Source organism: Bradyrhizobium sp. AUGA SZCCT0283 (genome assembly GCF_018130385.1).
In the GTDB taxonomy this organism is placed as follows: Bacteria; Pseudomonadota; Alphaproteobacteria; order Rhizobiales; family Xanthobacteraceae; genus Bradyrhizobium.
This window is the reverse complement of record NZ_JAFCLU010000037.1, coordinates 13611-34019: the sequence shown is the minus strand read 5'-3', so window position 1 is coordinate 34019 and position 20409 is coordinate 13611. Positions and strand designations below refer to the sequence as shown.

Here is a 20409-nt window from a genome sequence, read left to right as displayed (position 1 = left end):
TCCATGGCGCAACTTACCATCATGCCGGCAGGCAAGACCATCGAGGTTGGCGAGGGAACGACCCTGCTGGCCGCGCTTCTCGGCGCCGAGATAGGCATTCTCCACAAGTGCGAAGGGCAGGCCAAATGTGGAAGCTGTCATATCTTCGTGCAGGAAGGCCGCAAGGGCCTGTCGAAGGTGGCCCGCGAGGAAAACGAAAGGCTCGGTGCCATCCCAGGCGTCGGCTCGAAATCGCGGCTCGCCTGCCAGGCCAAGGTGCTGGGTACCGAGAACATCACGATCGAATTGCTGGGCTTCAGCTCGGGCATCTAGGAGAGAACGATGGAATCGCAGGGTGTCCTCATTCACGTACGCTTCGCGCCGAATGGCGCCGTTGTCGAAATCAGCGAACGGCCGCCGGCCCTCAGCCCTCAGGATTGGTTCAACGCCCTGTGCGACAAGGCGAGCAACGCCTACCAGCCTCTCGCTGGCGGCCGCGGCGTGTTTCGATTGACGAGGACCGTGGTCGATGTGTTCAAGGCTGAGAGCACACCAAACGCTGCGTGAGCGATAGGAATGGGCGCGAAGGAGATGCCTGGTGCAGCTTCCTCGCGGTCGCAAGGGTGTTCACTTGAGAAACTGCACCGCGAACAAGGCCATCTTTTCCGCCGTATCGAGGCCTTTCCGCACCGGCCATTTGTTCTGGAAGAAGAAGGTGTTGACGTCGCGGGTCACATCCTTGCCCCTGACGTACCAGCGCTCGACCCCGTCAGGGGAAATCACCGCCGGCCCGTCGTTCCGGTGAACCAGGTCGTCCTCGAGCCAAAGCCTTGTGTCGGTATAGAGATAGCAGCCGGCCTTGCGTGACATGTCGTCCTGATTGCGCTCTTCTACCACGATCATTTCCGTCATAGGGCTTCCTTCACTCTCGTTCAGAGGTCCCGTGGTTCTGCAGGAATCGTGCGCGGGACCGAAACCGATCAGCCGTCTACCCGGTCTTCGGAACACGAAGAGTTGCTGAGTGAAGATTTGCCCAGTGATGCCGTGTTGTAACCTTCCTCGCGCAACACGCGCCGGACCGCGGGGCGCGTCAGCATCCGCAGATAATGCGCGGCAAGGTTTTCCGGCAGTGCAATGTTGGTCTTGTCGGCCCAGAATTCGACGTAGAAGAGAATGGGATCGGCCACCGAATAGTCGCCTGCCAGATAGTTTTGGCTCCCGATCGCCTTGTTCAGGATGGCAAAGCCTTTGGTGACGATGTCGCGGCCGAGTTCCCGCACAGAGTCGTGATCGGCGGGATTTCTGGCAAACGTGTTGGTGGCGAAAATACGGGCGAAGCCCTGGCCGTGGATGGTCCCCGCGATGTAGGCCATGGCCTCAATCAGGCGGGACTCATTCTCCGCGCCGTCGGGCCAGAGTCCGGCGCGCGGGTGACTGCGTGCGAGCCAATAGGCGATGGCCGGGACTTCGGTGAGCGACGTGCCATCGCGACGTACCAATGTCGGAATTGTCGATTTCGGATTGATCGCGACATAGTCAGGCTTGAAATGATCGCCGGCAGGCAGGTTCACGACATAGGCCTCGAACGCCTCTTCCAGTTCTTCCAGAATGATGTGGATGGCGGTCGAGCACGAGCCCGGGGTCATGTAGAGCTTCATCGCGGCCATCTGTCAGTCCTCTCGGTATCTCAGGGAATGCAAGGGCCCGAACGCTGGCACCTGCGCGGCACACTTCATGCAAATATCGGGTCAACGAAGCGTTGCGGGCGCGTCAATGGGACTAGTCCGACAGCAATGTCGTCTTTCGGACAAGGTGAGGTATGGCGATCGATCTCAAGAGCGACTCGACCGCGGCAGACGTCAGCGCATTTCTTGCGTCAGTCGAGGACGACCGGAGCTGGCGGCTCGAAGTCTCGGCTGACGGGATTGCGAGGTTGCATGATCTCAGCACCGTGCCAGATGCCGCCTATGAGGAGTCGCTGCATTGCTTCTTCGAGATCTGGGACCAGGGGACGGACTTCGCCGGTCCGGGCGCCGCATGCGACAAGAGCCTGTGCCGGAAAATAGAGAAAATCCTCCGGGAGAATTATCCCGCGCTCAAGGGGGTGCGGACGCTTTCAGCTCTTTGAGCGAGGTGAAAGGTCAGGCAAGGCGTGAAGGGCGTGCTGCTCACGGAAACGGGGTCAGGAGATGTCGTCAGGGAAAGTTGAGGTCTTCGCCGTTTGCGCCGCCGATAGCATCGAGCCGGGCGATGCCAGGGCCTTCAGCCTGTCACGCATCAATGAGGCCGGTGAGAGCCGGCCGTTCCCGATCGTCATCGCCCGGACCCACGCCAACGGCTATTTCGGCTATGTCAATTCCTGTCCGCATGAAGGCATCTGGCTGAATTTCGGGGAAGGAAACTTCTTCACGCCGGATAGAACATTTCTGAAATGCGGCAGGCACGGTTCGATTTTCGAGATCGAGACCGGGCTGTGTATCGATGGACCGTGCAAGGACCAGAGCCTGGAGCCTATCGCACTGGCCGTGGTTGATGGCGACGTCTGCCTCTGCGGCGTTGCGCTGGTCGAGGAAGACGGAATGCCAAATCCGTTCGATGAACTCGACGACACCATGGAAATCATGATCCATCCGGATTGATGAAGGTGGACAGTGGCCAATCGACGGCCGCAACGGAGGCTCGAAGAATGACGGAGACTGTCGATCGGGAGTGCCGGTTCTTCGTCTCGTACAGCGGGATCAAACTGCCGTTTAATCTTGTAAACCCGATTCCGGCCGAGGGGCTCTCACACCGAAATACCTTCATCCGCGCCTATTTTGACAACGCGGGGACGTTGAGCGGCTTCGACAAGGTCGTCTATGGGGAAGTTGAACTGTCGCACCGCTACGAATATCACGATAACGGCGCCCTGAAGCGCGCCGAAATTGTGATGCTGGACGAAGAGCCGGCCGAATTGATCTTCGACAATGCGGCGGGGCCGGTTTCGCGCGCATGATATTGGTAGGAATTACAGAACAGGAAGGCTCATGACGGTCGCGGGGTTGCTGGAAGCGCTGCTGAAGATGCCGAAGGACGCGGTCGTCCTAATGGAAAGCGGCGGTGGATTGTCGCTTGTCGCCGGGCTCGATTTCATCGAGGAGCAGGGGGCGGGCGCACCGGCTGAAGTGATCCTGCTGCCGAGCATGGATGAATGATCGTTTCGTCAATCGTCACCGCCTGTGCGGTGTCCACGGAGTGAATAATGTCTGAGGTGGTAACAGAAATATCGATGTTCGACCGTGTCGGCGGAGCCGTCACGATCGATCGGCTGGTGGAGGCCTTCTACAGCAGGATGGATGCACTGCCCGAAGCCAGAGTCATCCGGGCCATGCACGCGCCGGAGCTTGGGCCGGTCAAGAATGTCCTGAAACGATATCTGAGCGAATGGACGGGCGGCCCGAAGCTCTACTCTCCCGAAAAAGGCCACCCGCGGCTCCGGCAGCGGCACATGGGATTTGCGATCGGCAATGCCGAGCGCGATGCCTGGCTGCTCTGCATGCGCGGGGCGCTCGAGGAGACGGTGGCAGACAGCGGGGCCCGGCAAGAGCTCGACGTCGCGCTGACCAAGCTCGCCGACTGGATGCGCAACCAGGCCGGCAACCCTCACGACGCAGGAACCGCGCGCCCCTGAACGGCGTGGTGAGTTATCCCTTCGATCAGAGCGGCGTTCCGAAAAACTCTTCTTCGGCGCCGCCCCAGGCCTTGTGCAACGCCAGCGCATTGCGCCATCTTGCGGCTTCGGAATCGTCGGCATTGCGATGCGTGATCTTGCCATCAGGGTTGTCGGCAAGCAGGTAGGCCTTGCCATTGCGGATGAAGCGATTGAGGTCCTTGGTGTCGGTCGGGCGCACGACACACCGCGGCGCCTCGTCGATGACAATGGTGGTCGGAAGCATCTGCTCTCTCCTTTCCGTCGTATCGCGGTCGCTAGAATCCGTCTTGCTTCAAGCCCCATGGATGCGCACCGGGAACCAGCGAAGCCTTGATGCCTGCCTTCTCAATGTCAGCGACGCTCTTGTAGAACGTACCTTCGTGAACGAGCGTGCCGCCCCTGGTGGTGACCGCCACATAGCGGGCGATCGGATCGGTCTCGCAAAGATAGCCGCCGCCGGGATCCAGCGTTGAGCGCGCGTTGCCATCCCAATCGATAAAGAAGCCTGCAGCAGTCGACATCGAAATGCTTCCCCTTGAGTGGTGCTTGCCGTTGACCAGTGATGGGCTCGATCGGCATCGGGCCAGCCGCCCTACGCGGATGTCGGATCTTCAGCATCCGAGACCAGCCGAGCCAATCCATTCTCGATGATTGCGAGGCAAGCCAGAAAGCGATCGTATTCCGCCTTGCTCACGCTGATCGTTTCGGACGAGACGGGCGATGCCGATGTCGCCGCTTCAACTGCCTCAAACAGGATCTCTTCGAGCTGAAAGATTCGCTCGCTCGCCCGCTCCAGATATGGCAGGGGATTGTTGCGAATGTTGGCCTCGTGCAGCGCCCCGAGCTCCAGAGCCGTCCGTAAACGTCGAACCGCCTTGCGGTCCTCGCTGCCGAAGTCATGCTTGATAACGCTCATCGCTTTCTCTGCACACAGCCCGGCGGGTGATCGACGATCCCAGAGCGATCGCAGGTGGCTTCGCAGCGAAGTCCTGGCGGGTCACTCCGCATCGCGGCCGCGTCAATCCATCGGGGGTCCGAGGTCGTTGGCGGCCTCCGTCTTTTTCTTCTTCTTCTCGACCTTGGCCTGGGCATAGGCGCCGGCGTTCTTCAGGGCGATCGGGGGTTGCCCCTCGACATACTGAGAGATCCACAACAGCGTTCGCTCTAGCGCTGATTTGGCCGCCTCGTCATGATAGCTCTCGCGGTCGTCGCAGTTGAACGCGTGCGCCGCGCCCGGATACGAGAACGCGCTCACGTCCGGCCGGTGGGACCGAAACTGGCCGACGTCCTCGAAGGGGATCCGCGGATCGTTCTCGCCGAAGTGCAGCAGGGTCGGGACCTTGCGTTTTTCGCGGTAGTCGTTGACGATTCCATCGCCGCAATACCCAACGGTACAGGCGACGCCATTGACGCGGTTGGCGGCGACATAGGCGAGGTATCCGCCCCAGCCATATCCGATGACCGTTACCTTGCCCGCGCTCTTGACGGCATCGACCGCCCCCTGAATGTCGCCGATCGCGCGCTCGGTGCCGACCTGCTGCGTCAGCTCCACCCCCTCGGCCAGGCTGCCTTCATCATAGCCCAGTGCGACATCCGGTTTCACGGAGTCGAAGAGCGGAGGTGCAATGGCGAGATAGCCTTTTGCGGCGAACTCGTCGGTGATCTTTCGGATGTGGGTATTGAGGCCGAAGAAATCCTGCACGACGACGACCGCTCCTTTGGGAGCTCCTTCGGGATCGGCACGATAGGCGGAAAACTTGTGTCCATCGCCGGCAGTCAGCTCGATCATAACGTCCTCGTCTCTCGGTTCTGTTGCGATAAAGGCGGATTTCAGATCAGGCCCAGCTCCAATTGCACGTCTTCCGACATCCGCGACTTGTCCCAGGGCGGATCGAACACAAGGTGGACGTCCACGGTACTGATGCCCTCGACGCCGCTGACAGCCGTCTCGACCCATTTCAGCATTTCGCCAGCGACGGGACAGCCGGGCGCCGTGAGCGTCATGTCGATTTCTACGAGGCCCCGTTGTTTCGGCTCGATGCGGTAAATCAGTCCAAGATCGTAGATATTTACGGGTATCTCGGGATCATGCACGGTGCGCAGCGCCGCGATGATGCTTTCAGTCAGGCTGTCCGCGCCCGGTGCGGGAGGGCCCTGTGTATCCCCGGCCGCAAGTGTTGGTGAGGCGACATCAATGCCGCGATCTTCCATCAGGCTCATTCGCTTGCCTCCGTCCTGCAACCATCACCCCATCCCATCCTTTGCGAGTGATTCTCTGCAAGGTCGATGCCAGCCCGGCTCTTAGCCAACGCCCTCGGCCAGCGCCGCAACGACCGGCCATCCGACGGCGCCGGCAGGATCCAACTGTCGCAACGCTGCGAGCATCTGGTTGGCCAAATTCCGGTCGTCCCGGCGGAGATGGATGAAAGCGAGCGCCTTCAGCGTGTAGAGTGCAAATCGGCCGGGTCCGTCGGGAACAACGGCCTCGGGCTGCCATTGCCGCCAGTCGGCGTCCCATCCTGCCTGTCTCGCGGCTTCGCGCAGGCCGCTCTCCGCGGCTGTCTGTGCTTCGTCAAGATGACCCTGATAAGTGTGAATCTTGTAGAGGCAGAAGTAGGTCGGAAGCTCTGCCGGCGCCGCCGCGAGCGCTCGCCGGAACAGCCGATCCGCCTCGGCGTGATCGTGACGATAGACCGCAACTCCCTGCTGCAGCAGCGCGTCGATCTCTTCAGGGAGCTCCCCGAAATTGATCGTATCGCGTTCTGCAAACAGGTCGGCCATGTGATGCCCGGATTGTCGTTCGAAAAGCGCATCGTTACGGCTTGATGAGATGAAGCGCGCGGCCAGCACTTTCGGGAGGCGTGGTTTCTTGAAGCGAAATGGCTTTCGCCACGGCGTTCGCAATGAGCCGGCCGCGACTGTCGAGGCCGGTCCAGTGCGCCTTGCGTCCGCGGGAATCGATTTCCAGAAGCTTCACGCCGGCGGGCACCTCGGTGCCGTCGCGAACGATGCCGCGCAGGATTCCGTCAAACGGAGCGCGCACCGGGGTATTTCCGAGATGACCGACGATGAAATCCTTGAAGACACGCGTACCGATCTCGATCGCCGTCTTCCAGCGGCCGGAGAATTCCGAACGAACGAAGCGCTCGCCCCAAAGGCTTCCGAGCCGGCGCGAAACGCCGTCCGGTGGCTCGGACGGCCCATGCTGGATGATCTGTCCCGTCTTGTCCGGCCGCGTCTCGATGGCAACGTCGCAATTGGCGCCGCTGCAAAACCCGGGGCCGAGACCGATCGTCAACCGGGCGAGCCGGCGCAAATCGGGCGTGGCAAGGTATTTCTGCATCCTGGCATCGATCAGAATGTCGAGGCTGCGAAGAACAATGAGGTCGAGCAGCCCAAGTTCGGTGACGATGACGCCGGGAGCCCGGCCGAGGTTCGTGCGAATTTCAAAGCCGGTGTCGGCACGCTGCGCGACAACGCCGGCGACGCTGACGGCATCGTCGAACAGCGCATCATGAAAAGCCATTTTTCGCCGGATCACGGGCGGCAACGGATCGTGCGACAGCACCACGCCACAGCCTCCGCGCCGAAGCAGTACTGCGACCGCGGAAGCAATCTCGTTGGTACCGAGGATCACGGCTAGTCGATCAGGTGTATTAAGCCGCATGCGATTGGGTTCTCATGGCTGAGCTCGAGTTCCCCTGGCAAAGCAAGAGCCGGGCCGAGCCACGGGAAGCAAGAATAGAAGAGATAAAAAGCGCTGCGATCGGGCTGCATTTCCCGCCCGAATATCGCGAGTCCGTCTTGTCGGGATGCAACCACGCGCGTCATGTCAGGTACAGCGCAGGCATGCCGTGTCGCAAACCCGACATTGCGCGACGTATTCTTCGCTTCATAACGCAATACCGGGGAGCTCCTTTCCGACACTGCAGCCGTTGGAACGGGAGCGCCGGCGCCCCTCAAGCGATGTTGGCAAGTTGGTTTGGACTTTGCATGGGAGTGGTCGTTGCAGCAGGAGTGAACGCGATGGCAATGGCAGGACCGGACATCGAGCGCCTTATCAAGCAGGCATTCCCCGATGCGCAGGTCGTTGTCGTCGATCTCGCCGGAGACGGCGATCATTACGGCGCGCGGGTTACCTCCGCGGCTTTCGTGGGCAAGAGCCGGATCCAGCAGCACCAGATGGTCTACACCGCGCTGCAAGGACACATGGGCGGCGCCCTTCATGCACTCGCCCTCGAAACCGCCACGCCGAAATGACCGTCGTCATCGGCATCCGGCGGAGGGGGCATCATCAACCGTCGAGGAGAAACAAATGATGAGTTCAACGGCCGAGCGTATCAAGGATGTGATCGCAAGCAGCGATGTCGTGCTGTTCATGAAAGGCGTTCCGGCCTCGCCGCAATGCGGATTTTCCAAAGCCGTGGTGCAGATTCTCTCCAGTCTCGCGGTGCCGTTCAAAAGCGTCGATGTGCTCTCCGATCCACAAATTCGGGAAGGTATCAAGACGTTCTCGAGCTGGCCGACAATCCCGCAACTCTACGTCAAGGGAGAATTCCTGGGGGGAGCGGACATCGTGCGGGAAATGTTTCAGGCCGGAGAGCTCACGGCGTTGTTGAGCGACAAGGGTATTGCGACGGCCAAGCCATGACAGACACGGCTGATATCGCGGAAGCATCCAGTCTCGAGCTTCCTCAGGTCTACAAGCATCATATCTTTGCCTGCCATACGCAGCGTCCACCCGGCCATCCGCGCGGAAGCTGCGGGGCGGTGGGCGCCCAACCGCTATGGGACCGACTCGGCAAGGCGATCGAGACGGAAGGACTGGCCGAGATCGGCTTCACGGCCTCAGGCTGCCTCGGATTCTGCAAGGCGGGTCCGCTGATGGTCGTCTATCCCGAAGGCGTCTGGTATCGGCCGACCAATCCGGAGGATATCGACGAAATCGTGGAACAGCACTTCAAGCAAGGCAAACGAGTTGATCGCCTGGTCATGGTTCTGACGCGGCGCTGAGCCGCCGCCTGGGGCGAAGAAGCTTGAGGCATTCGGCGGTTTGCGCAAGGTCAAGCGCCGAGAAACCGTCCGGCGTTTCCAGGGTGGCGTCGGCCCCTTTTGCAAGCAAACGCTCGACCATTGCGGCCTTGCCCGACGAGGCGGCGTACATCAGCGGCGTCGCGCCATCGTGATTTCGATTGTCGATGTCGATCCCGGCTTCGACCAGCATGTCAATCATGTCCAGATGGCCGCCGACGCAGGCGGCCCACAACGCGTTGTTGCCGTCGGCGTTTCGTGCATTCGCTCGCGCGACCGCCCCGATCAGCAGGCGAGCGATCTTGCCGTCCCCATTATGGGAGGCCTTCATCAGCGGTGTCGTGGCGTTGACGTCGGCTGAAGCGAATTGCTGTGCGACCCGCCATTGCTGCAATTCGGCGCCGGGTCCAGTGCTGTCACCAGCCGGAGGCCTGGTGCACCAGGCTTGATATCCACCGTCGAGACTGTAGACCTCGGAGAATCCGAAGTCGGAGAATATCTGCGCATATTCGCGGCTGGCGTTGCCGTGATAGCAGTAGATCAGGATCGGCCGAGTTCTGGCTGTTGCGCCGAGAAGGGCGGACAGGTTGTGAGACGAAACGTGCTGCGCGCCGGTGACGTTAGACTTTTCGAAGGAGCTGAAGTCGCGGGCATCGAGCACGAGAAGATCGCCGCGCGAGAGAAGGTTCTCGGCGTGCTGGACGTCGATGCGCTGGAACGGGGTGCGCGGTCTCATGCCGATGTTTCCCTGGGCGGTTGCATTCGCCTGCCCGGATAGGCTGGCAATGTCAAAATTCGGTCATCCGTCAGGGCGCGTCCAACGGTGAAATGATAGAGCGCCTGAAACTGCGTGCCGCTGATTCCAAGGATCTCGTGCAGGGCGTCGTCGAAGTAGCAACCGATGCCGGTGCCGCGGAGTCCCTCGGCTTCGGCCTCCAGATAGAGAGCGTGCCCCAGAAGTCCGGCCTCCCAATGCAGTTGGCGGTAGCGCCAGGCGTTGGCGCGGACGATGGGTTCGAATTCGCAGAGCATGCTGAGCGCAAAGCAACTGTCGCTCGCAATTGCCTGATGGCAGTTCATGGTCCGCGCGATGATGCGGCAATCGGTTCGCAATAGCCGGACGAGGGGAAGATGTGCCGGCGTGCCGGCAGGCGTCTCCCACTCGAAATCCCTGCGGAGTTGCGCGTGGAGAGCGTGCGCTGCCGCCGGGTGGCGCGGCAACGCATAGACGCCGGGCTCAAGCCCTTCAACCCGATGGACGAAGAAGATGGGATGGACGCGTGGCGAAAAATTCCAGACATCCCACGGGGCATTCGGCCGATCGAGCAGGCCGTCCAGCATGCGATAGAAGATATCCGCGCTCATCGTGAATTTGCTGTCGAAGCGTTGCGCGCTGCGTCGGCCGAGGATGACATCGACGGCGCAGGACTCGGACGTCCGATGCAGGGACGGATAGTTCGGGAAGTCGGATGACGTGCCGGTGCCGCGACCCTGTGTCGCGTCGCTCACTTGGCCGATAACCGGCCAGCGATAGAGCGGGCGGGGGTCGAGGAGGTTCGCACGTCCCGTCCATGGATTTCCATCGCTTTCCCCGGCGCCGGGAATGTTGCGCTCTGCCGCGGCGACCGTCGATGGGGCGGCCTCGATCGCAATCAGGAGTTCGGCGTCTTCGCGTTCCACGCCCGAAAAAGCATCGGTGCGGTCGAGGCCCATCAATGCAGCGAGCTCGGCGCTGGTCACATCCTCAACCAGGGTAGCGCGCCATCCAAGCGCCCCGGCGGCATAGCGGAAAGCGCCGAGGGCATGGCCGACATCGAGCTGACAATAGCGGAAGGCGCGTTCGCCGTACTTCCAGGCTTCGCGCCATTGCACCGACGAAAGACCGATCCAAAGCCGGGCAGGTGCGTCGGGGCTGCTGCTGCTCCGGCACCGCAGTTCCAGGACATGGTCGCGGCTCTGGTAATGGTGCAGCCCGTCGACGATGCCCGGCACGTTGCGCGAGAGAACATAGGCTTCAGTGGGATGAAGATTGCCGCTCGATGGATTGCAGCGCAACGCCCAGCGGTCCGGCCCGTATTCCTTCCATGCGGAGAGGCCCATGGAAAGCTCCAGCAGCTTTCCGACCGCTTCGATGGTAAGGGCAAACGGACCAACGCTGCCCGGCGTGCAAGCCTCGGCAAAGCTTGTCGTCAGCCGTTCGGCGCCAAGTTCGAGTTCGGTTCGCGCGCAGCCTGCGAATTCGCGGAACGGATTGGGCTGCGTATCCCAATCGAGCGTTTCCGGACCGGCCGCGTAGCGCGTGAGGCTGTGCTTTGTCCGCGCATGATAGGCAAGGACAATTTCGGCAGCGCTCGAGGCCTGTGTTGCCGCGACGTTCATGGCGACGGGTTCGTCGTACATCCGGGCTTCCGGCAAGACTGGATCGTCGCCATTGCAGCCGAGCCTATGCAAGGAGGCTGAGCTGCACCAGCGGCGCCGCGCCGTCCCGGCCCAGGATGGTATCGACCTTCTTGCGGACCGCCTCCAGTGTGAGCGGCTTGACCAGGGCGCCGTGCGCGCCGGCCTTCAAACCCTCCACGGCGGTTGCTTCATCGGACTTGTCGCAGACAATGAGGATACGTACGCCCTGGAATTTTGCCGACAATTCGCCGATCAATGCGGTGCCTCTCTGCTTCAGGAAGGAGACGCCAAGCAGCACGACATCCGGCTTGAGCCAGCCGACGCCCTTTTCATAAGCCTCTTCCGGACTCACCAGTTCATGGGTCTCGATTTCGTCGTGCAGCATGAACTGCAACGCAGCGCGGGTGATCTCGTCCTCGTCGATGACGAATACGCGCCGCTGGTCGACTGCTTTCGATGTTTCGACGCCGATCTGCATTCTAGCCTCCTGTGGTTTGCAAGCCTTGTCTCGCCGTGTGGCCCGACAGGACTGCTAGCAATTTCCATTCCGCAGGATCTGGGTGCGGATAACACCGGCATGGTCGAGCGAAGGCGAAGCTTTCGAGCGTGCTGGCAGCTTTCATTCTTGTCCGATTTCGAACAGGCGCCATACAGCCGGGTCGACGCTGTCAGGTTCAAAACATCGTGCTGTTTTCCGCAAGTTGGGTGTTTCAGAAGCTGAATCATCGACTTAGCCGAGTGGCACGGCGGTTGCTATTGAGTGGGCGGAACAAGGAGTGAGGGCTGAGTGCACGCAGACGCCTGACGAGCGATGCGCTCCTTCCCGTAACCCATGTGCCCGGTTCTGTAACAGAAGCGAGTCCGGCGTTGACGCGCGGACTCATTGGCAATCGGTTCATGGAGAACAAAATGGCTGCACTACGACAAATCGCGTTTTACGGCAAAGGCGGCATCGGCAAGTCGACGACCTCGCAGAACACGCTGGCGGCGCTGGCCGAGATGGGTCACAAGATCCTGATCGTCGGCTGCGATCCGAAGGCGGACTCGACCCGGCTGATCCTGCACGCCAAGGCGCAGGACACCATCCTCAGCCTGGCGGCTGCCGCCGGCAGCGTCGAGGACCTCGAGATCGAAGAGGTCATGAAGGTCGGCTACCGCGACATCCGCTGCGTCGAGTCCGGCGGTCCGGAGCCCGGCGTCGGCTGCGCCGGCCGCGGCGTCATCACCTCGATCAACTTCCTCGAGGAAAACGGCGCCTATGAAGACATCGACTACGTCTCCTACGACGTGCTCGGCGACGTCGTGTGCGGCGGCTTTGCGATGCCGATCCGCGAGAACAAGGCGCAGGAAATCTACATCGTGATGTCGGGTGAGATGATGGCGATGTACGCCGCCAACAACATCTCCAAGGGCATTCTGAAATACGCCAATTCGGGCGGCGTACGCCTGGGCGGCCTGGTCTGCAACGAGCGCCAGACCGACAAGGAGCTCGAGCTTGCGGAAGCGATGGCCAAGAAGCTCGGCACCCAGCTGATCTACTTCGTGCCGCGCGACAACATCGTGCAGCACGCCGAGCTGCGCCGCATGACGGTGCTGGAATATGCGCCCGACTCGGTTCAGGCCGGCCACTACCGCAGCCTGGCCGAGAAGATCCACAACAATGGCGGCAAGGGCATCATCCCGACCCCGATCACCATGGACGAACTCGAGGACATGCTGATGGAGCACGGCATCATGAAGCCGGTCGACGAGGCCATCGTCGGCAAGACCGCTGCGGAGCTTGCCGCCGAAGCGGCGATTGCCGCGGCCTGAGGTCGTTCGTTCGACGCGACCCGGCCCCTCGATGGAGGGGCCGGGTCTACCAAACGCATCCGTTCAGCGAGATGCGATCAGGATTCCGGCACGGATGGAGACGCGCAAGAAAGCAAGGGCAGGACAATCGGCTTTGGAGCGGCCAGTGTTAGCAGCGGCACCGTTTGAACCGTCGATCGACGCACCATCAGCGTTTCCTGGGCTGGAGCAGTCGAACGCGCCGCGTGACCGCCAGCATGATATCGGCGTTGCGGCCTATCGCATGCTGACGGGCTGTCACCCGGCGGACGCCGTCATTGACGATGATTTCAGTTTTGACAGGCACGTGCTGGCCTCGATCCTGGCGGTTGCTTCGATGGAGAACGGGACGGTCGCCGAGCGCGCGGGGCTCGCGGCGGCGGATCTTGCGAGCCTCATGGCTCACTGGTTTCCGGGTGCTTGCGGCCTTGGGCTGGCGGGCACGGTTGCCGGCGTGGCGGACGATGACGAGACAGCGATGGTGTGCGATCTGTTGCTGGCCAATCGCTCGAGCGAGGGCGAAGTCGGCCGCTGGCTCGCCGCAATGATCGCGCGCCGCGCAATGGAGCCGAACCATCTGTGGGAAGACCTCGGCTTGCGCGAGCGCTCCGAACTGACGCGGCTGCTGTCGCGGCATTTCGGCCCTATTGCCCGCCGCAACACGCAAAACATGCGGTGGAAGCGTTTCTTTTATCGGGCGCTCTGCGAATCCGACGGCTTCGTGATGTGCACGACGCCGGTTTGTACCGAATGCCGAGATTTCGATCTTTGCTTTGGCGACGAAAGCGGCGAGAGCCGGATGGCAGACCGGCGTCGAGAGGCGGCGCTGTCTATCTCGACGGCCGCCACGTTGCTCGCCTCGCCACCGGAGTAACGTGGATGGATGTGACAGCAACGACTTCCTGGGTCGAGAACGCTTCGGAAACGTTCGCCGACGAGGCCATGAAAGTTCCGCATGAGCTCACGATCGGGGCGAATGAAAACGCCCTTTTCCACCAAGACTGCGTCGATTTGCTCCGGCGAGCCGGCCTGCGGCCGACGCGCCAGCGGCTGATGCTCGGCGCGTTTCTGTTTTTGAACGGTGGGCGCCACGTCACCGCGGAAATGCTCCACGCCGAGGCGGTCGACGCCAACATGCAGATTTCGATGGCAACGGTCTACAATACGCTGAACCAGTTCACCGAAGCTGGCTTGTTGCGTCAGATTGGCGTCGATGGATCGAAATCGTTCTTCGACACAAACCCGTCAACCCACCATCATTTCTACGTCGATCACGAAGACAGGTTGCTCGATGTGCCCGAACCGGGTGTCGAGATCGACCAATTGCCGCAGCCGCTGCCGGGCTACGAGATCTCGCGGGTCGACGTCATTGTCCATTTACGCCGCAAGCAGGCCTGACGATCCTGGTCGCGCGTCGCATTTGCGACGCTGTCGGGATCGCGACAATCGACGAAGCTTTCATAAACGGTAGATATCGCAATGGGTTACGTCAATGAAATACGCTGGCACGGCGGTTGCTCTTACCCGAATGCGAGGGGATCCATCCGCAATGATCGTCTCCTCCGATGATGCCGCTATCGTGGTGAGGATCCAATGATCGATCAGCCGACGCCGCTCGCGCCAATAGTTCTCAACGACACGACGCTCCGTGACGGGGAACAGGCGCCCGGTGTGGCCTTCACCACCGGGGAGAAGTTTGCGATCGCACGCGCGCTGGCCCGCGCCGGTGTCCCGGAGCTGGAGGCCGGCACGCCTGCGATGGGGCGAGACGAGATCACCGCGATCCGGGCCATTGTCGAAGCGGAACTGCCGCTGACGACGATCGCCTGGTGCCGGATGCGGACCGAGGATGTCGACGCCGCCATCGAAGCGGGGGTCTCGATGGTCAATGTCTCGGTTCCGGTTTCCGACGTGCAGATTGCGGCCAAGCTTGGCGGCAAGCGCTCCAACGCGATCGACATGCTCAAGCGCGTCGTCGGCTACGCCCGCAGCAAGGGCCTGGCCGTTGCCGTCGGCGGAGAAGACTCGTCGCGTGCGGATGTCGATTTTCTGATCGAGATCATCGCCACCGCAAAAGCGGTCGGCGCGCGGCGGTTTCGCATCGCCGATACGCTGAGCGTGCTCGATCCGGAGTCCAGCCACCAGTTGATCGCGGCGTTGCGCGCGACCACCGATCTCGAGCTTGAGTTTCACGGCCATGACGATCTCGGGCTCGCCACCGCCAATACCCTGGCCGCCGTCAAGGCTGGCGCCACGCATGCTTCCGTCACCGTGATCGGGCTTGGCGAGCGCGCCGGCAACGCGCCGCTCGAGGAAGTCGCAGTCGCCCTCAGGCAATTATACGGTCGGGACACCGGGGTAGTCCTGTCCGAACTGGGCAATGTCGCGAGCATCGTCGCGGCGGCCGCGGCGCGGACCATTCCGCTCAACAAGGCCATTGTCGGAGAGCATGTCTTTACCCATGAGTCCGGCATCCATGTCGATGGATTGCTCAAGGACCAGCGCACCTACCAATCGCTCGATCCGCTGCTGTTCGGCCGATCCAACCGCATCGTGATCGGCAAGCACTCCGGTCTGTCGGCGATCAGCTCGCTGCTTTCGGATCTGCGCTTGCCTGCAAGTTCCGACGAGTTGCGTGGCATTCTGGCGCGCGTGCGCGAGCACGCGGTCCGCAACAAGGGTCCCGTCGCGCGCGAGACGGTCAAGCGGATCTGGCGTGAGGTTTGCGATGGGGGACTTCCCAATTGTGCATGAGGCCGCCGATGTCCGATGCCATTGACACACACGCTGGCGATCGTCTGGCGATCACGGAGCCTCGTCCTTCTTCGCTACTGCAACTGATTAAGGAAGATATCGGCTGCGTTCGCTTGCGCGATCCGGCCGCCCGCAGCGAACTGGAAACCCTGCTGACCTATCCCGGCGTCCATGCCCTGATCTGGCATCGGATCGCTCACCGTCTATGGGGAGTCGGCTGGAGATTTCCGGCGCGGCTGTTGTCCTGGCTTGGCCGCTTCCTCTCCAATGTCGACATTCATCCGGCCGCCAAAATAGGTCACCGGTTCTTCATCGATCATGGGGCCTGTGTCGTCATTGGTGAGACGGCCGAGGTCGGCAATGACGTCACGCTGTATCACGGCGTGACGCTCGGGGGCACGTCATGGTCGCCGGGCAAACGCCACCCCAGCCTGGAGGACCGCGTCGTCGTCGGCGCCGGCGCCAAGATCCTTGGACCGATTACCGTTGGGCGGGGAACGCGGGTAGGGGCCAATTCGGTCGTGATCGAGAGCACGCCGCCGGAAGTGACCGTGGTCGGTATTCCGGCCAGGGTGGTACGGCCGGAACTCAGCCATCGCCGCGCAGTCGGCCGCATCGATCTTGACCACCATTTGATGCCGGATCCGGTCGGGGAGGCGATCTCCATATTGCTGGATCGCGTTGAATTTCTCGAGGCACGGCTCGCCTACGTCCAGAAGCGCTTGCGCGATGGCAACGCACCCATGCGGGGCACAGACGCACCTAACCCCGGCCCTCGTGCCGTAGAGCAGGCTTGAAGGAGACTGAGATGAGCGGAGCAGCCGTCGGCGTGCTTGAGCAGTTGAACAGGGCCTCTTCCGCCGAGGACTTCTTCGCGCTGCTCGGCGTCGAGTATGACCCCAAGCACGTCAACGTGGTGCGGCTGCACATTCTGAGGCGCATGGGGCAATATTTGGTGAGTGAGGATTTCACCGGGCAGCCAGACGCGGTCGTGGCGGAACGCTGCAAGGCGGTGCTGGAGCAGGCTTACGCCGATTTTCTCGCGTCATCGCCGCTCGACCAGCGTGTGTTCAAGGTCTTGAAGGATGCGGTGGCGCCGCCGAAGCCTCCCGTTCTCATACCTCTCACCACGCTGAAATAATCTCGCCGCACGTTCGCGGTTGATCCCCGGTCTTGTTGCGCAGACCGGACGGCGCTGAGTTGCTTTGATGTCCTTTAACTCTGTTTGGTCGCATGGCGCTGTCGTGTTTGCGACGTGTCGGAATTGTCGTTGTCAGCGACCGACGTACAGCTTCGGCCGGCAGTCCGTCCGCGTCCTCAAGTCATTGTCTTGACATCCATATTTCGGGGCTGCCGCGGTTGGTACGGCACTTGCTCTTCTCTTCTCGGAGCCATCAGGCAGGCTCGGAGCAACCGCAATGCACATCGTCGTCTGCATCAAGCAGGTTCCGGATTCAGCGCAGATCCGGGTTCATCCGGTGACCAACACGATCATGCGCCAGGGGGTGCCGACCATCATCAACCCCTATGACCTGTTCGCGCTCGAAGCTGCGCTCGAACTGCGCGACAAGTTCGGCGGCGAGGTCACGGTACTTACCATGGGGCCGCCCTCGGCTGAAGACAGTTTGCGCAAGGCGCTGACCTTCGGGGCCGATCGCGCCGTCCTGCTGACGGATCGCTTTTTTGCCGGCGCCGATACGCTGGCCACGACCTATGCGCTCGCCACCGCGATCCGCAAGATAGGCGACACGTACGGTGCGCCGGACATCATCTTCACGGGCAAGCAGACGATCGATGGCGACACCGCCCAGGTCGGCCCCGGTATCGCCAAGCGCCTCGATCTCCTGCAACTCACCTACGTGGCCAGGATCGGCGCGCTCGATCTTGACGCGCGCACCATCGAGGCCGAGCGGCGCTCGGAGGGTGGTGTTCAGATCCTGCGCACGAGGTTACCCTGTCTGATCACCATGCTGGAGGCGACCAACGAGATCCGGCGCGGGGCGATGAAGGATGCACTGCGGGCCGCGCGCGCTACCATCGTCAAATGGAGCGCGCAGGATGCGGGCGTCGAAGACATCGCGAAATGCGGGCTGCGGGGCTCGCCGACGATCGTCAAGAAGGTCTTCGCCCCGCCGCCGCGCGCGGAGAAGGCGGCGCTGATCGACTTCGGCAGCCGGTCGCCCGCGGAAGCGCTGATCGAAGATATTTTCAAGCGGCAGCCCAAGCTCGAAGCCGAGCTCGTTACGCTGGCACGCGGATTCTAACGGATTGATACGGGAGCCGAGCCGATGAGCGAACCCGCGAAAACACCCACCCCGGCAGGTCGTGCGGCGACCAAGAAGGAGCTGCCGGATCACTTTAAGGGCTACAAGCACGTCTGGGTGTTCATCGAGCAGGAACGCGGCCAGGTCCATCCCGTGTCGTGGGAATTGCTGGGTGCCGGGCGCCAGCTTGCCAACAAACTGAAGGTTGATCTCGCTGCGGTGGTGATCGGGCCCGAGGGCGAGGCGACGCGGCAGGCTGCCGCCGAGGCGTTCTGCTACGGTGCCGATCTCGCTTATGTCGTCGCCGACAACCTGCTCACCGACTATCGCAACGAATCCTATACCAAGGCTCTGACCGACGTCGTCAACACCTACAAGCCGGAAATCCTGCTGCTGGGCGCCACCACGCTCGGCCGCGACCTCGCAGGCTCGGTGGCAACAACGCTGCTGACCGGGTTGACCGCCGACTGCACGGCGCTCGATGTCGATGCCGACGGCTCGCTCGCCGCGACCCGCCCGACTTTCGGCGGTTCGCTGATGTGCACGATCTACACGCTCAACTATCGGCCGCAGATGGCGACGGTGCGCCCACGCGTAATGCCGATGCCGGAGCGCGTCGCGCGCGAGCCCGGTCGTATCATCAGCCATCCGCTTGGCCTGGTCGAGGACGATATTGTCACCAAGGTGCTGTCATTTCTGCCCGACCGCGAATCCGCGAAGTCGAATCTCGCTTATGCCGACGTCGTGGTCGCCGGCGGGCTGGGGCTGGGATCGCCGGAGAATTTCCAGCTCGTGCGTCAGCTCGCCTCCGTGCTCGGCGCGGAATACGGCTGTTCGCGTCCGCTGGTGCAGAAGGGTTGGGTCACATCCGACCGGCAGATCGGCCAGACCGGCAAGACCATCCGGCCCAAATTGTACATCGCCGCAGGAATCTCCGGCGCCATCCAGCATCGGGTCGGGGTCGAAGGCGCCGATCTTATCGTTGCGATCAACACCGACAAGAACGCGCCGATCTTCGATTTCGCCCATGTCGGGATCATTACCGATGCGATCCGGCTGTTGCCGGCATTGACCGAAGCCTTCCGCGCGCGCCTGTCGCCGCATGCGCGCGACCGGATCGCCAGCTAGAGGAGCGTGCCATGATCGAGGAAAGATTCGATGCGATCGTCGTCGGCGCCGGGATGGCCGGCAATGCCGCCGCGCTGACGCTGGCCCAACGCGGGCTGAAGGTGCTGCAGCTCGAGCGCGGCGAATATTCGGGCTCGAAGAACGTTCAGGGCGCAATCCTCTACGCCGATATGCTGGAAAAGCTGATCCCGGATTTTCGCGAAGATGCGCCGCTCGAACGTCATCTGGTCGAGCAGCGGTTCTGGATGATGGATGACCGCGCCCATGTCGGGCTGCATTATCGCTCTGATGATTTCAACGAGGAGCGTCCCAACCGTTACACCATCATTCGGGCGCAGTTCGACAAGTGGTTCTCCAGCAAGGTGCGGGAGGCCGGCGCGACGGTCCTGTGCGAAACCACCGTGACGGAGCTGGCGCAGGACGCCTATGGCCGGGTGATCGGCGTGCGCACCGACCGGCACGACGGCGAGGTCCATGCCGACGTGGTTGTGTTGGCCGAAGGCGTCAACGGATTGCTCGGCACGCGCGCCGATCTGCGCGAGAGGCCGAAGCCTGACAATGTTGCGCTGGCGGTCAAGGAAATGCATTTTCTGCCGCGCGAGACCATCGAAGCCCGCTTCAATCTCAAAGGCGATGAAGGCACCGTAATCGAGGCGGCCGGCACCATCTCGCGCGGCATGACCGGCATGGGATTCATCTATGCGAACAAGGAGTGCGTATCGCTTGGCATCGGATGCCTGGTCGCCGACTTCCAGAAAACCGGAGAGACGCCCTACGGGTTGCTCGAGCGTTTCAAGTCCCATCCCTCGGTGGCGCCGCTGATCGAGGGCTCGGAGGTGAAGGAATACTCTGCGCATCTCATTCCCGAGGGTGGATACAACGCTATCCCGCAGCTCTATGGCGAGGGCTGGGTGGTGGTCGGCGACGCCGCGCAACTCAACAACGCCATTCATCGCGAGGGATCCAATCTGGCCATGACCTCGGGCCGCATCGCCGCGGAGGCGATCTTCCAGGTCAAGTCGCGCAAGGATCCGATGACGAAAGAGAACCTGTCGCTCTACAAGAAGATGCTAGACGATTCCTTCGTCATCAAGGATCTGAAGAAGTACAAGGATATGCCGCAACTCTTGCATATCCAGTCGCAGAACTTCTTCCTTACTTATCCGCAACTCGTCTCCAAGGCGATGCAGAGTTTCGTGCGCGTCGACGGCACGCCGAAGACCGAGAAGGAGAAGACCACGCTGCGATCATTCGTCAAGGCGCGATCGTGGACGGGTCTGTTCGGCGATGCGTACCGCTTCGCCCGGGCCTGGCGGTAACCGGCATTGCTGA

31 protein-coding genes are annotated in these 20409 nt (G+C 61.9%); 19 read left to right on the top strand and 12 right to left on the bottom strand.

The window, feature by feature from the left end:
* Positions 1-3: 3 nt before the first annotated feature.
* Together JQ624_RS32535 and JQ624_RS32530 are read left to right on the top strand one after the other, a co-directional pair.
* A complete protein-coding gene (locus tag JQ624_RS32535) occupies positions 4-312 on the top strand; it encodes a 2Fe-2S iron-sulfur cluster-binding protein (protein ID WP_212422984.1) in 309 nt (102 codons plus the stop codon).
* Positions 313-321: 9 nt separating this feature from the next.
* Positions 322-546, top strand: coding sequence for a hypothetical protein (locus JQ624_RS32530; RefSeq protein ID WP_212422983.1), 225 nt, complete (start codon positions 322-324; stop codon positions 544-546).
* A gap of 60 nt (positions 547-606) precedes the next feature.
* Here JQ624_RS32530 and JQ624_RS32525 read toward each other — a convergent pair whose 3' ends face one another.
* A complete protein-coding gene (locus tag JQ624_RS32525; RefSeq protein ID WP_212422982.1) occupies positions 607-891 on the bottom strand; it encodes an aldehyde dehydrogenase in 285 nt (94 codons plus the stop codon).
* A 68-nt stretch (positions 892-959) separates the two neighbouring features.
* Positions 960-1637: a glutathione S-transferase family protein gene (locus tag JQ624_RS32520; RefSeq protein ID WP_212423018.1), complete on the bottom strand. Its 678-nt coding sequence runs from the start codon at positions 1635-1637 to the stop codon at positions 960-962.
* 161 nt (positions 1638-1798) lie between these two features.
* Here JQ624_RS32520 and JQ624_RS32515 point away from each other — a divergent pair, with 161 nt between their 5' ends.
* From JQ624_RS32515 to JQ624_RS32495, 5 genes are all read left to right on the top strand, one after another.
* Positions 1799-2107 carry a hypothetical protein gene (locus tag JQ624_RS32515; RefSeq protein ID WP_212422981.1) on the top strand — a complete coding sequence of 103 codons (309 nt, stop codon included), beginning with the start codon at positions 1799-1801 and terminating at the stop codon, positions 2105-2107.
* A gap of 61 nt (positions 2108-2168) precedes the next feature.
* Positions 2169-2618 (top strand): Rieske 2Fe-2S domain-containing protein, encoded by a 450-nt coding sequence (locus JQ624_RS32510; RefSeq protein WP_212422980.1) that lies wholly within the window; start codon positions 2169-2171, stop codon positions 2616-2618.
* Between the two features lie 47 nt (positions 2619-2665).
* Positions 2666-2974: a DUF6156 family protein gene (locus JQ624_RS32505; protein WP_212422979.1), complete on the top strand. Its 309-nt coding sequence runs from the start codon at positions 2666-2668 to the stop codon at positions 2972-2974.
* 31 nt (positions 2975-3005) lie between these two features.
* On the top strand, positions 3006-3173 hold the full coding sequence (locus JQ624_RS32500; RefSeq protein WP_212422978.1) for a hypothetical protein: 168 nt from the start codon (positions 3006-3008) through the stop codon (positions 3171-3173).
* A 74-nt stretch (positions 3174-3247) separates the two neighbouring features.
* Positions 3248-3649 carry a group II truncated hemoglobin gene (locus tag JQ624_RS32495; protein WP_409334402.1) on the top strand — a complete coding sequence of 134 codons (402 nt, stop codon included), beginning with the start codon at positions 3248-3250 and terminating at the stop codon, positions 3647-3649.
* A gap of 25 nt (positions 3650-3674) precedes the next feature.
* Here JQ624_RS32495 and JQ624_RS32490 read toward each other — a convergent pair whose 3' ends face one another.
* From JQ624_RS32490 to JQ624_RS32460, 7 genes are all read right to left on the bottom strand, one after another.
* Positions 3675-3914 (bottom strand): hypothetical protein, encoded by a 240-nt coding sequence (locus tag JQ624_RS32490; protein ID WP_212422976.1) that lies wholly within the window; start codon positions 3912-3914, stop codon positions 3675-3677.
* A gap of 31 nt (positions 3915-3945) precedes the next feature.
* Entirely contained in the window at positions 3946-4191 is a 246-nt protein-coding gene (locus JQ624_RS32485) for a hypothetical protein (RefSeq protein ID WP_212422975.1), read from the bottom strand.
* A gap of 71 nt (positions 4192-4262) precedes the next feature.
* A complete protein-coding gene (locus JQ624_RS32480; protein ID WP_212422974.1) occupies positions 4263-4586 on the bottom strand; it encodes a hypothetical protein in 324 nt (107 codons plus the stop codon).
* A gap of 102 nt (positions 4587-4688) precedes the next feature.
* Entirely contained in the window at positions 4689-5459 is a 771-nt protein-coding gene (locus tag JQ624_RS32475) for a dienelactone hydrolase family protein (RefSeq protein ID WP_212422973.1), read from the bottom strand.
* Positions 5460-5500: 41 nt separating this feature from the next.
* Positions 5501-5881 carry a DUF59 domain-containing protein gene (locus tag JQ624_RS32470; RefSeq protein WP_212423017.1) on the bottom strand — a complete coding sequence of 127 codons (381 nt, stop codon included), beginning with the start codon at positions 5879-5881 and terminating at the stop codon, positions 5501-5503.
* A 90-nt stretch (positions 5882-5971) separates the two neighbouring features.
* Positions 5972-6451 carry a hypothetical protein gene (locus tag JQ624_RS32465; RefSeq protein ID WP_212423016.1) on the bottom strand — a complete coding sequence of 160 codons (480 nt, stop codon included), beginning with the start codon at positions 6449-6451 and terminating at the stop codon, positions 5972-5974.
* Positions 6452-6485: 34 nt separating this feature from the next.
* A complete protein-coding gene (locus JQ624_RS32460) occupies positions 6486-7337 on the bottom strand; it encodes a xanthine dehydrogenase (RefSeq protein ID WP_212422972.1) in 852 nt (283 codons plus the stop codon).
* 359 nt (positions 7338-7696) lie between these two features.
* Between JQ624_RS32460 and JQ624_RS32455 the strand changes: the two genes are divergently transcribed.
* Genes JQ624_RS32455 through JQ624_RS32445 form a run of 3 tightly spaced genes read left to right on the top strand, consistent with a single transcriptional unit; the run spans position 7697 to position 8683 of the window.
* The gene (locus tag JQ624_RS32455; protein WP_212422971.1) at positions 7697-7930 is read left to right on the top strand and encodes a BolA family protein; all 234 of its coding nucleotides are present in this window, start codon (positions 7697-7699) and stop codon (positions 7928-7930) included.
* Between the two features lie 55 nt (positions 7931-7985).
* Positions 7986-8321, top strand: a complete 336-nt coding sequence (gene grxD, locus JQ624_RS32450; RefSeq protein ID WP_212422970.1) for a Grx4 family monothiol glutaredoxin — start codon at positions 7986-7988, stop codon at positions 8319-8321.
* Positions 8318-8683, top strand: coding sequence for a ferredoxin (locus JQ624_RS32445; protein ID WP_212422969.1), 366 nt, complete (start codon positions 8318-8320; stop codon positions 8681-8683). Before grxD ends, JQ624_RS32445 begins: the two co-directional genes overlap by 4 nt.
* Here JQ624_RS32445 and JQ624_RS32440 read toward each other — a convergent pair.
* Genes JQ624_RS32440 through JQ624_RS32430 form a run of 3 tightly spaced genes read right to left on the bottom strand, consistent with a single transcriptional unit; the run spans position 8661 to position 11579 of the window.
* Positions 8661-9437 carry an ankyrin repeat domain-containing protein gene (locus tag JQ624_RS32440; RefSeq protein WP_212422968.1) on the bottom strand — a complete coding sequence of 259 codons (777 nt, stop codon included), beginning with the start codon at positions 9435-9437 and terminating at the stop codon, positions 8661-8663. The two genes, JQ624_RS32445 and JQ624_RS32440, sit on opposite strands and share 23 nt — an antisense overlap.
* Positions 9434-11101 carry a SagB/ThcOx family dehydrogenase gene (locus tag JQ624_RS32435; RefSeq protein WP_409334401.1) on the bottom strand — a complete coding sequence of 556 codons (1668 nt, stop codon included), beginning with the start codon at positions 11099-11101 and terminating at the stop codon, positions 9434-9436. The genes JQ624_RS32440 and JQ624_RS32435 overlap by 4 nt, the downstream gene beginning before the upstream one ends.
* 43 nt (positions 11102-11144) lie before the next feature.
* Complete coding sequence (locus tag JQ624_RS32430; RefSeq protein WP_212422967.1) at positions 11145-11579, bottom strand: response regulator; 435 nt, start codon at positions 11577-11579, stop codon at positions 11145-11147.
* Positions 11580-12010: 431 nt separating this feature from the next.
* Between JQ624_RS32430 and nifH the strand changes: the two genes are divergently transcribed.
* The 9 genes from nifH to JQ624_RS32385 all read left to right on the top strand — a co-directional run bounded on the left by nifH (position 12011) and on the right by JQ624_RS32385 (position 20396).
* Positions 12011-12913: a nitrogenase iron protein gene (nifH, locus tag JQ624_RS32425; protein WP_212422966.1), complete on the top strand. Its 903-nt coding sequence runs from the start codon at positions 12011-12013 to the stop codon at positions 12911-12913.
* 145 nt (positions 12914-13058) lie between these two features.
* Complete coding sequence (locus JQ624_RS32420) at positions 13059-13805, top strand: nitrogen fixation protein NifQ (protein ID WP_409334400.1); 747 nt, start codon at positions 13059-13061, stop codon at positions 13803-13805.
* 68 nt (positions 13806-13873) lie between these two features.
* Entirely contained in the window at positions 13874-14329 is a 456-nt protein-coding gene (gene irr, locus JQ624_RS32415; RefSeq protein ID WP_212423014.1) for a Fur family transcriptional regulator Irr, read from the top strand.
* Between the two features lie 195 nt (positions 14330-14524).
* On the top strand, positions 14525-15685 hold the full coding sequence (nifV, locus tag JQ624_RS32410; protein ID WP_212422964.1) for a homocitrate synthase: 1161 nt from the start codon (positions 14525-14527) through the stop codon (positions 15683-15685).
* Between the two features lie 8 nt (positions 15686-15693).
* A complete protein-coding gene (gene cysE, locus JQ624_RS32405; RefSeq protein ID WP_212422963.1) occupies positions 15694-16482 on the top strand; it encodes a serine O-acetyltransferase in 789 nt (262 codons plus the stop codon).
* Positions 16483-16493: 11 nt separating this feature from the next.
* On the top strand, positions 16494-16826 hold the full coding sequence (gene nifW / locus JQ624_RS32400) for a nitrogenase stabilizing/protective protein NifW (RefSeq protein ID WP_212422962.1): 333 nt from the start codon (positions 16494-16496) through the stop codon (positions 16824-16826).
* Positions 16827-17103: 277 nt separating this feature from the next.
* Positions 17104-17949, top strand: a complete 846-nt coding sequence (locus JQ624_RS32395; RefSeq protein WP_212422961.1) for an electron transfer flavoprotein subunit beta/FixA family protein — start codon at positions 17104-17106, stop codon at positions 17947-17949.
* A 24-nt stretch (positions 17950-17973) separates the two neighbouring features.
* Positions 17974-19077 carry an electron transfer flavoprotein subunit alpha/FixB family protein gene (locus JQ624_RS32390; RefSeq protein ID WP_212422960.1) on the top strand — a complete coding sequence of 368 codons (1104 nt, stop codon included), beginning with the start codon at positions 17974-17976 and terminating at the stop codon, positions 19075-19077.
* Positions 19078-19088: 11 nt separating this feature from the next.
* Positions 19089-20396 (top strand): FAD-dependent oxidoreductase, encoded by a 1308-nt coding sequence (locus JQ624_RS32385; protein ID WP_212422959.1) that lies wholly within the window; start codon positions 19089-19091, stop codon positions 20394-20396.
* Positions 20397-20409 lie beyond the last annotated feature (13 nt).